The 10,482-nt window shown below is 69.1% G+C and carries 6 protein-coding genes; all 6 read left to right on the top strand.

Annotation, left to right across the window (positions count from 1 at the left end):
• On the top strand, nt 1-1,660 hold a 1,660-nt coding region (locus MKK53_RS04980), incomplete at its 5' end, for a type VI secretion system Vgr family protein (protein ID WP_243927439.1).
• A gap of 9 nt (nt 1,661-1,669) precedes the next feature.
• A complete protein-coding gene (locus MKK53_RS04975; protein ID WP_243927437.1) occupies nt 1,670-2,224 on the top strand; it encodes a DUF6931 family protein in 555 nt (184 codons plus the stop codon).
• An 88-nt stretch (nt 2,225-2,312) separates the two neighbouring features.
• Complete coding sequence (gene tagH, locus MKK53_RS04970) at nt 2,313-3,647, top strand: type VI secretion system-associated FHA domain protein TagH (protein ID WP_243927436.1); 1,335 nt, start codon at nt 2,313-2,315, stop codon at nt 3,645-3,647.
• Between the two features lie 276 nt (nt 3,648-3,923).
• Complete coding sequence (gene tssK / locus MKK53_RS04965) at nt 3,924-5,261, top strand: type VI secretion system baseplate subunit TssK (RefSeq protein ID WP_243927434.1); 1,338 nt, start codon at nt 3,924-3,926, stop codon at nt 5,259-5,261.
• A gap of 34 nt (nt 5,262-5,295) precedes the next feature.
• Complete coding sequence (gene tssL / locus MKK53_RS04960) at nt 5,296-6,744, top strand: type VI secretion system protein TssL, long form (protein WP_243927431.1); 1,449 nt, start codon at nt 5,296-5,298, stop codon at nt 6,742-6,744.
• 98 nt (nt 6,745-6,842) lie between these two features.
• Nucleotides 6,843-10,481 (top strand): type VI secretion system membrane subunit TssM, encoded by a 3,639-nt coding sequence (gene tssM / locus MKK53_RS04955; RefSeq protein WP_243927428.1) that lies wholly within the window; start codon nt 6,843-6,845, stop codon nt 10,479-10,481.
• Nucleotide 10,482 lies beyond the last annotated feature (1 nt).

Genomic DNA, 10,482 nt, shown 5'->3' with positions numbered 1-10,482 from the left:
CGGAAAAAGAGCTCATGTGCGGTTTCGATCCTATGGAAGAATCGATCGGTTCTTCAGCGGCATCGTCGTTGATACACAGTGGATCGGGACCCGGCAGGACTCCTTCGCCTATCGCCTGACGCTGCGGCCGTGGCTCTGGCTGCTTGGGCGGCGCGCCGACTGCCGTATATTCAAGGACAAGACTGTCATCGATATCGTCGAGGACGTCTTCAAGGGCGCCGGCTTCAACGATTTCGAAATCCGCGCGAATCGTGGGGACTACGACAAGATCGAGTACTGCGTTCAGTACCGCGAGAGCGACCTGAGCTTCGTCAGCCGCCTTTTCGAGGAATGGGGGATCTACACGTTCCATGAGCATAGCGAGATCAAGCATCAACTGGTGCTGGCCGACTCCCGCTCATGCCATCGGACGGTGAAGGCCGGCGGCGGCAGGATGCCGTTCATTCCCCTGGCCGGCTCCGACCGGCGCCAATGCGAGCATGTCTCGGCCTGGCGGGCCGACCGGATCTTCCGCACGGGCAGCTTCGTCACTAACGACTTCGACTACATGAAGCCGGCCGCCAACCTGAAGGCCGATTCGCGTGGTTCCGAACGCTACGAGAAGTCGTCCTTCGAGGCCTACGACTTCCCCGGGCGCTATACGGAGCGCAACCTCGGCACAAAGCGGGCCAAGGTCCGGCTCGAAGCCGAGCAGGCCCTCGACCACCGGCGCAGCGCCGCGGGCGACGCGGCCAGCCTCTATCCGGGCGGCCTGGTGACCGTCGAGAAACATCCGACGGACGATGGCGAATACTTAGTCGTCTCGGCCCGCCACGTCATCAGCACCGAAACCTACCGCAGCGGGCCCGGGGCGGGGCCGGGCGAGCTCTACCAAGGCACCTACGAGTTCCAGCCAGTGGACCGTCCCTTCCGGTCGCCCCTTGTTACGCCCCGCCCGCGCGTCCACGGCCCGCAGACGGCCATCGTCACCACCCGGCAGGGGAAGGAGAGCGAGGAGATCGACGTCGACGAGGAGGGGCGGATCTTCGTCCAGTTCCACTGGAACAGGGACAAGGCGAAGATCTCCAGGCCCGTGCGCGTGGCGCAGATGTGGTCGGGCAAGTCGTGGGGGTTCCAGGTCATCCCGCGGGTCGGGCAGGAGGTGGTCGTCCAGTTCCTCGAGGGCGATCCCGACCAGCCCCTCGTGGTGGGTACGGTCTACAACAAGGACTATCCCTATCCGTTCAAGCTCCCCGACGAGAAGTCCGTGTCGGGCATGAAGTCCGACTCCACCAAGGGCCACGGCGGATACAACCAGCTGAGCTTCGATGACAAGAAGTCGTCCGAGAGGGTGACGTTCCGCGCGGAGAAGGACCTCGACTCGGTGATCCGCAATGCCGAGACCCGGGAGATCGGCACCGCCTTCGATACGCCGAGCGGCAAGGCCTCGCGCTCGACGGTGATTAAGAACGGAGACGACAGCTTCAAGGTCGAGAGCGGCAACTGGAAGTCGGTCGTCGCCCAGGAGGTCCACGTGAAGGCGGGCACGAAGATCGTCCTCGAGTGCGGCGCCAGCAAGATCACCATGGACCCGGCCTCCATCACCATCGAGGCGGGGAAGATCACGCTCCAGGGCACGGCGCTGATCGAGGAGAAAGCGCCCCTCATCACCTTAAACTGATGGCGACCTGTGGCAGGACCACGTTTCAGCACCGCGCGGGACCTTTTCGCGGCCTTTCCGAGCGCGGAGCGCGACATTAGCGCCGCGGTCACCGAGGAGGCGACGCTTCCCTTCCTGCAGCGCCTCCGCCGCAGCGAGACCCCGGAAGACGCGGTCAGCTTCCTCTCCTATGCCCTGGGGCGGCGGGAGGCGGTGTGGTGGGCCGCGCAAAGCGTCAGGCTGCTCTGCCGGATCGCCGCCGGGCAGGAGGATGCGCCCCTTCAGGCGGCGGAAAGCTGGGTTCGGGACCCGGACGACTTGCGCCGCCGGGAGGCCCTGCGCCTCGGCATGACGGGCAACCAGCGGCTCGCAACCCCCTGGGTCGCCCTTGCCGCGGGCTGGGTCGGGGGCAATATCGGGCCGAGCGCCCAGGCCATCGTCCAGCCGACACCGGAGATGACCCCCAAGGCCGTGCGAACCGCGATCCTGGTGGCCCTCGCCACCGTCACGGCCCGCGACCGGTCGAGCCGTCTCCAGGCCTGCATCGATATCGGCATCCCGCTGATGGACCGGGGGGAGCGTTGAGGGGTTATCGTCGCGGGGCGCCGGGGATCCGCAGCATCGGGCTGCCGGCCCGCACGGGTGACGCCCCCGCCGCGCATCGGGACGGACGATGACGCTCACGCTCACCATTGAGAACCATTCCGCTCTGCCCGACGGCGGCCCCCTCAGCATCAGCCTGTCGGGGCGTCGCGGCCTCGATATCGGCCGGGACCAGTATCTCGACTGGACGCTGCCGGACCCTGATCGGGTCATCTCCGGCAAGCATGCCGAGATCCGTCATCGGGACGGGGGCTACTGGCTTCACGACGTGTCGCGCAACGGCGTCTTCGTGAACCGCAACGAGCAACGCCTGCAGGAGGCCTACAGGCTCAAGGACGGCGACCGGATCCAGATCGGCCACTACGTCATCCTGGCGCGGATCGAGGGCGACGCGCGGCCGGCCCAGGCCCCCGCTCCGGAGCCTCCCTTCGAGGGGCGCGACTGCTGGGACCTTCCGAGCGAGGCGGCGCCCATCCCGAGCCGCCATCTGCGCCCCCCCGAGAGCGCCCGGCCGGCCAACCCCGACTTCCTCGACTGGATGGTGGACCTTCCCGATGCCCGGGCGCCCAGCGGCCCTGGCCGCCCGGAGGCGGGCGGCGAGGTCGAGTGGCTGAAGGCGCCGGCTCCTCTGCCGAGCCCGCGCCGTCCGACCGGCCCGGCGGACTTCCCGCCCGAACCGCCCCGCGAGGCGGAGCCCGCCCCACCCGCCTTGGCGCCGTTCGAGCCACCGCAGGACAACCCCTGGCACCCTCCCGCCCCGCCCCAGGCCCCGCCGGCCGCCGAAGGCTTGGTTCCCCCCTCGGCCGCCTCCGCCCCCCTCGCCGGACCGGGCTCGGACGCCTTCGTCCGGCGCCTCGCGGCAGGGCTCGGGATTCCTCCCGAGGTCCTGGCCGGGAAGGATCCTGGCGACCTCGCCGAGGAGGTCGGCGCCCTGCTGCGCCTGAACGCCGAGAACGTGAAGCAACTCCTCGCGGCGAGGACCGAGTCGAAGCGGGCCGCCAAGGCTGCGAATCAGACGACGGTGCAGGCCCTCGCCAACAACCCGCTGAAGTTCTCGCCCACCGTCGATGACGCCCTGCGGATCATGTTCGGCCGGCCGTCCCGGGGCTATCTCAACGCCCACCGAGCGATGGAATCGAGCTTCAAGGATCTGAAGACCCATCAGGTCAAGACCTATGCCGCCATGCAGAACGCCCTGCGCCTCCTGATGGAAGGGCTCAGCCCCGAGGGCATCGAGGCGCTGGACGAGAAGGATCACGGCCTCGGCGCGCTCTTGAGTTCGCGCAAGGCCCGGCTCTGGGACATCTACACGACCCGCTGGAACGCCATTGCCTCGATGCATGAGGAAGGAATGCTCGATGCGTTCATGATCTACTTCTCGGATTGTTACGACAATAGCCGGTAACCGAATTATTCCGAACGGTGCACGATGATGAAGCAGGCACGCGCCTGCTATCGCGCCCGCATGCCGTTGCATGGAACACACAAGCCAATACCAATTCGCTCTTCAGGCTTCGGCATGCAGGCAAATCGATTTCCCCGTAGAAATTGAGTATTGGACCTTCCGGCGAATGTCGCTATGCCATCGATGGGGTGGATACGTGCGCTGGGACCGGTCAATGCGAGCGCATCCTGGCGTATCACTCGCGCGCGCCCCTGCGCCCGTGGAGAGCAGGCAGCGATGTCTTGGCGTAGTAAGGTGGTCTGGACCGAGGGCCTTTTCCTCCGCCCGCACCATCTTCAACAGAGCGACCGTTACGTCGAAGGCTTGGTCGAGAACCGCACCCGCCACATCACGCCGTACCCTTGGGGCTTCTCGATGCTGGAGATCGACCGAGATCTCGCGCAGCAGAGCAAGTTCGGCCTGCGCCGGGCCGCGGGCGTCATGCCGGACGGAACGCCCTTCGACATGCCCGCGGACTCGTCGCTTCCGCCGCCGATCGACGTTCCGGACACGGCCGGCAAGTACGTCGTTTGGCTGACCCTGCCGATCGGGTCGCCCAACACGCGGGAGGTCGAGGCGGCCCAGGCCGAGAGCGCGAGCCGGTTCGTCCCGGCCGGCGTCCGCCTCATCGATACGACCTCGGCGCTCCGCATCGAGGAGGAGATCGAGGTGGCGCAGCCCCGGCTCGGCTATGAGCTGCGCAAGGCGGCCAAGCCCGGCTACGTCTCCCTGCCCATCGCCCGGATCACCGAGGTGCGCGACCGCGCCATCGTGTTCGACGAGACCTTCGCCCCACCCGTGCTCACGGTGTCGAGCCACCCGGTGGTGCACGGCTGGATCGAGCGTGTCATCGGCTGGGTCGAGAACAAGCTCGAGGAACTGGCACGGTACGCCGCCGACCCCACGGCCGGCGGCGGCTTGCAGAGCGCGGATTACTTCATCTTACAATTGCTGAATCGGTATATTCCGGTTCTGCACCACCTGGAACGCTCGCGCTACGTGCATCCCGAGCGGGTCTACGAGGAGTTCCTCCGGCTCGCCGGCGAGCTGGCGACCTTCACCACCGCGGAGCGGCGGGCCAGGGCCTATCCAGCCTACGACCACGACGACCTGACCTCGGTCTTCGCGCCGCTCTTGCGCGACATCCAGGACTTCCTCTCGGCGCAGCTCGGCCGCCGGGCCATCCGCCTGGAGATTATCGAGCGCGCGCAGAACGCCTTCGTGTCGATGATCCGCGACCGCAACCTGTTCCGGAACGCCAGCCTCGTCCTCGAGGTCGCGGCGCGGCGTCCGCTGACGGAGATCCAGAGCCAGTTCCCGAACCTGTTTAAGATCGGTCCCAACACGAAGATGAACGAGATCGTGCATGCCCACCTTCCGGGCGTGCCCCTCGTGCACCTGCCGACCCCGCCGCCACAGATCCGCGCGATCACGGACCACGTCTACTTCCTGCTCGACCGCCAGTCGCCCCTGTGGCCGGAATTCTCGGTGGCGGGCTCGATCGGGATGCACTTCTCCGGAGACTGGCCGCAGCTCGAGCTCGAACTCTGGGCCGTGCTGGAGACACGGCGGTGACGGGCCGCCCCGGGCCTCGTGAAGGAGGCGTGCCATGAACGACCCCTTCGGCCGCGGCGACCGGACCATCATCCTTCCCGATCCAGGAGGGCGCCGACGGGCGGCGGAGCCCGCGCCCGCCCCGCCCGAGGCCAACCCGTTCCAGCCGACCCCCTATCCACACCCGGCGCCGCATCCGCCGGCGCCGCGCCCCGCGCCCGCCGCGGACAGGCAGGACGACTGGGCCGTGCCCCCTCCTCCCGTGGTGCGACAGGCGCCGCCGGAGGGCCGGCGCGCCCTGGTGATGAAGCGCGACGTGGTCGTCGCCCCCAACGCCAACCCCTTCCTGCGGGCCGCAGCCCCCCTGCTCCTGCTCCTCGGCCGACTTCGGGTGCAGCTCTCAACGGCCTCGTTCTCGAACCTGATGGAGCAGGTCGCCGCGAGCATCGAGGACCTTGAGCGGGATACCCGCGCCGCGGGCGCCACGCCCGAGCAGGTCTGGGCCGCGAAGTACATCGTCTGCGCTACCGCCGACGACATCGTGCAGAACATCCCGACCGAAGAGCGCCACGTCTGGACGCAGTACAGCATGCTGAGCCGGTTCTTCGGTGAGCGCTCCGGCGGCGTGCGCTTCTTCGAGGTGCTCGACAAGGCCAAGCTCGATCCGGGCGGCAACTACCACCTGCTCGAACTGATCCACGCCTGCCTCAGCATCGGCTTCCAGGGGATCCACCGGACGAGCTCGGGCGGGGCGGCCACGCTCCAGCAGATCCAGCGCAACCTCTACGAGGTGCTGCGCCGCACGCACGCGGCGAACCGCGAGGCCTCGCCGCGCTGGCAGGGGCAGGCGATCAGGCCGGAGGCGCTTCGCTTCGAGATTCCCGTCTGGACGGTGGCGGCCCTCGTCGGCGCGGTGCTGCTCGGCCTCTTCCTCGTCTTGCGCACCCTCCTCACCGGCAACGCGGAGGCCGCCGCCACGGAGCTCGCCCAGCTGCATCCGATGACCGAGGTCGGCATCCAGCGCCGCGTCTACGCGCCGCCCCCCCCCCCGCCCCCGCCCCCGCCGGAGAGCCAGGCGGGCCGGCTGCAGGATGCCTTGAAGGCGGAGATCAACGAGAGTTCGCTCGCCGTCATCGAGAACGGCAACCAGATCGTGCTGCGCCTCGCGGGAGCCCTGTTCCCGCCCGCCGATGCCGAGGTGAAGCCGGCCTTCACGGGCCTGCTGCAACGCCTCGCCAAGCTGCTCGACAAGAGCGCCGGCCCAATCAAGGTCGTCGGGCATACGGACGTGTTCCCCATCAAGACGGTCCGTTTTCCCTCGAACTTCGTCCTGTCCGAGGCCCGGGCCAAGGCGGTCGCCGACATCCTCCGCGCCGGCCTGTCGAAGCCCGAGCGCGTCTCGACCGAGGGCAAGGGCGCCGACGTCCCGATCGCCAGCAACAAGACGCCGGAGGGCCGGGCCCGCAACCGGCGGGTCGACATCATCGTGCCGCGCGAACACTAGGGGGTATCCGTGCGAGCTCGGACAGAAAGGCGGACACCGCGTCGAACCTCGGCTTCGTCGGCGGCCTCAGGTCGCGGACCTGTCGGAGTGGCGGGATCATGATGCTTCAGGCCTGGGTGCGGCGCGGGGCCTTGATCCTCGGCGCCGTGTGCCTGTCGATCCTGATCTGGTGGGCGGGGCCCCTCCTGACCTTCGCCGAGATGCGGCCGTTCGAGCCCGCCTGGTCGCGGGGGCTGCTCTGCGCCCTGATCCTCCTAGGAGCCCTCGGCGCGGTCGGCTGGGACCTCCACAAGCGGCGTAAGGCAGCCCGAGCGCTCCAGGAGGAGATCGCCGGCGCCCCCGACGAGGTCGGGGACGGCGCGGTGCTCAAGGAGCGGATGAACGATGCCCTCGCCGCCCTGAAAAAGTCCCGCGGCGGGAAGGGCGGCACCCTCTACGACCTGCCCTGGTACATCATCATCGGCCCGCCGGGCGCGGGCAAGACCACGGCCCTCGTCCGCTCGGGGCTGAAGTTCCCCCTGGCCAAGGGGCACACGCCGGAGGCGGTGGCGGGCCTCGGCGGCACGCGCTATTGCGATTGGTGGTTCACCGAGGACGCCGTGCTCATCGACACGGCCGGACGGTACACGACCCAGGACAGTTCCGCCAAGGGTGACCGGGCGAGTTGGCTCTCCTTCCTGGACCTGCTCCACCGCACCCGGCCGCGGCAGCCGATCAACGGCGTCCTCGTCGCGATCAGCCTGGAGGATCTCCTCACCGGAGGCGCGGAGGGCGTCGAGGCCCATGCCGCGGTGGTGCGGGCCCGCCTCGCTGAGTTGCACGAGCACCTGAAGGTGGATTTCCCTGTCTACGTGGTCTTCACCAAGGCGGATCTTATCGCCGGCTTCACGGAGTTCTTTGGCCAGCTGACCGAGACCGAGCGGCAGATGGTCTGGGGCCATACGTTCCAGACCGCGGAGAAAACCCGCAACATGGTCTCGGACGTGCCGACCGAGTTCGACGCCCTGGTCGAGCGGCTGAACGAGTGGGTCCCCGACCGCCTGCAGGAGGAGATGGCGCCGACCGCCCGGGTGGTGCTGTTCGGCTTCCCGAGCCAGGTGGCGGCCGTCCGCGGGCGCGTGGTCGACTTCCTCAGCCGGGTCTTCGAACCGAGCCGCTTCACCGTGAACGCCACCCTGCGGGGCTTCTACTTCACCTCCGGCACGCAGGAGGGAACGCCGATCGACCAGCTCATCGGCGCCCTCTCCCGGAGCTTCGGCTCGCATGACGTCGCCGCCTCGGCCTATTCGGGCCGGGGCCGGAGCTACTTCCTCGGAGATCTCCTGCGGAAGGTCGTGATCGGCGAGGCCGGCTGGGTCTCCGTGAACCGGACGGCCCTGCGCCGGGCCAACATCCTGCGCATGGCCGCCTATGCCGGCCTCGCCCTCGCCGCCGCCCTCCTCGTCGGGCTGTGGTGGACGAGCTTCCTGCGCAACAGCCAGCTCATCGCCCTCACCAACGGGCTCACCAGCAAGTACCGGGCGGACGCCGCCGAGGTCCTGCGCGAGCCCGTCGTGGCAGACCGCAACTTCTCGAAGGTGCTGCCCCTCCTCAACGCTCTCCGTTACCTTCCGACCGGCTATGCGAGCCGGGACGAGGGCGAGCCGATCCTGGCCACGTTCGGCCTGAGCCAGCGGCCGCGCCTGCGCTCGGCCTCGGAGACGAGCTACCGGGCCGCCCTGGAACGGCTGTTCCGGCCGCGGCTCATCTTCCGGCTGGAGGAGCAGCTCGAAGCCAACCGCAACAATCCCGGCTTCATCTACGAGGCGCTGAAGGTATACCTGATGCTCGGCGGCCGGGCCGAGGCTCCCCTCGACCGCAACCTCGTCGTCGGGTGGTTCCGCCGGGATTGGGCCGAGAACCTCTATCCCGGCGCCGGGTTCGCCCGCGGGCGGCAACTCCTGGAGGACAACCTCCAGGCGATGCTGGACCTCGACGACGGCAGCCCGCCCCTCGTCTCGGTGAATCAGGCCCTCCTGGAGGATTGCCAGCGCACCCTGGCCCGGCTGAGCATCGCCGAGCGCACCTACGAATTGCTGAAATCCGAGGCCCGGGCGGCCATGGCCCGGGACTGGACCGTGCCGAAGGCCGCAGGCCCCGATGGGGGGCTCGTGTTCGAGCCCGTCGGCGGGGGCGACCTCGATACCGTCCGCGTGCCGTTCTTCTTCACCTATGAGGGGTTCCAGGAGGCGTTCCTCGACCGTTTCGGGGAGGCGCAGGACATCGCGGAGCGGGATCGCTGGGTGCTCGGCCCGGCGGGCGAGCAGCAGGCGGTCAGCAGCCAGTACGGCTCCCTGTTCACCGACCTCCAGAGGCTCTACGCGAGGGAGTTCCAGCAGAGCTGGAGCACCGCCTTGCGGCGGCTGAAGTTACGCTCGCTCACCGCCGACAAGCCGCGCTACCTGGCGCTTCAAGCCATCGCCGCACCGACCTCCCCGCTCCGGCAGATCCTGGAATCGATCCGCGACGAGACGCGGCTGACCCGGGAGCGGCCAACGCGGACCGTGGACCGCGCCAAGGCTGCGGGGAGCATGGCGGCCGGGGCGATCGCGAAGTCGGCCGAGCAGCGTCTCGGCTCCGCCGCCCCGATGGGGACGGGCGAGGCCGCCATCGCCCTCGGCCGCACGGCGGCCGGCGCCGCCCTGTCTGCCACCGGCATGGCGCCCTCCGACCGCTTCTCGGCCACCGCCGCCCAGGCCCCGGGCGCCGGCATCGAGGCGGCCTTCCGACCGTTCCACGCGCTCAGCGAGGGCGAGCCCGGCCGGCGGACCACCGACACCCTCATCGCGGTGCTGAACGAGATCAAGAACGCGGCCCTGGAGGCGACGAACCCGGCCCAGGCCGCCGCGGCCAACACCACGCTCGTGACGCAGACCGCCTCCCTCCGGGCGCTGGCCGCCCGGTTCCCGGCGCCCTTCGAGCCGATGATCCGCCAGATCGCCGACGAGTTCGAGGGCAATGCAACCGGTGAGGCCTTGTCGCGGATCCGGAAGGCGCTGGCCGACGAGGTGCTCCGCGACTGCAGCCAGATCGCGGCGAACCGCTATCCGTTCGTCCCCGGCAGCGACCGGGAGGTGCCGCTGGCCGACTTCGCCAAGCTGTTCGGCCCCAACGGCGCCTTCGACCGGTTCTTCGGCCAGCACCTCGCCAGCCGGGTCGACCGCTCGCGTCCGCAATGGGCGTGGCGGGTCGAGGACACGATGGCCCGCGGCATGTCCGCCGCCACCCTGCGCGAGTTCCAACGGGCGGCCGAGATCCGGGAGGCGTTCTTCTCCACCGGGGGCACCATGCCCGCGGTAACGTTCTCGGTCACGCCGCTGACGCTTACTGGGGATGCCGGACAGGCCAAGCTCGATGTGAACGGAAGCGTCGTGGTCATGCAGGGAGGAGGTGTTCCCACCCCCGCTTCTGTGCAATGGCCGGGGCCGGCGGTGCCGGGCCGGACGGTCCTTCAGATCGATGGCCCGCCAAGCTTCTTCGGCACCTCGAACGGGCAGAGCACGGTCATCGACAAGACCGGGGCGTGGTCCCTGTTCCGCCTCCTCGATTCGGGCTCCGTGCTGAAGCAGGGTGACGCCGTGGTGGCGACCCTGAACGCCGGCACTCGGCAGATCTCCTACAAGTTCGGCGTCAACACCCTCCAGAACCCCCTCGCGCTGCCGGCCCTGCGCGAGTTCCGCTGTCCCTCGGGGATCTGAC

The organism is Methylobacterium sp. J-076 (genome assembly GCF_022829405.1).
Lineage (GTDB): Bacteria > Pseudomonadota > Alphaproteobacteria > Rhizobiales > Beijerinckiaceae > Methylobacterium.
Note: the sequence above shows the minus strand (reverse complement) of the source record. Positions and strands in the feature narration are given on the sequence as shown.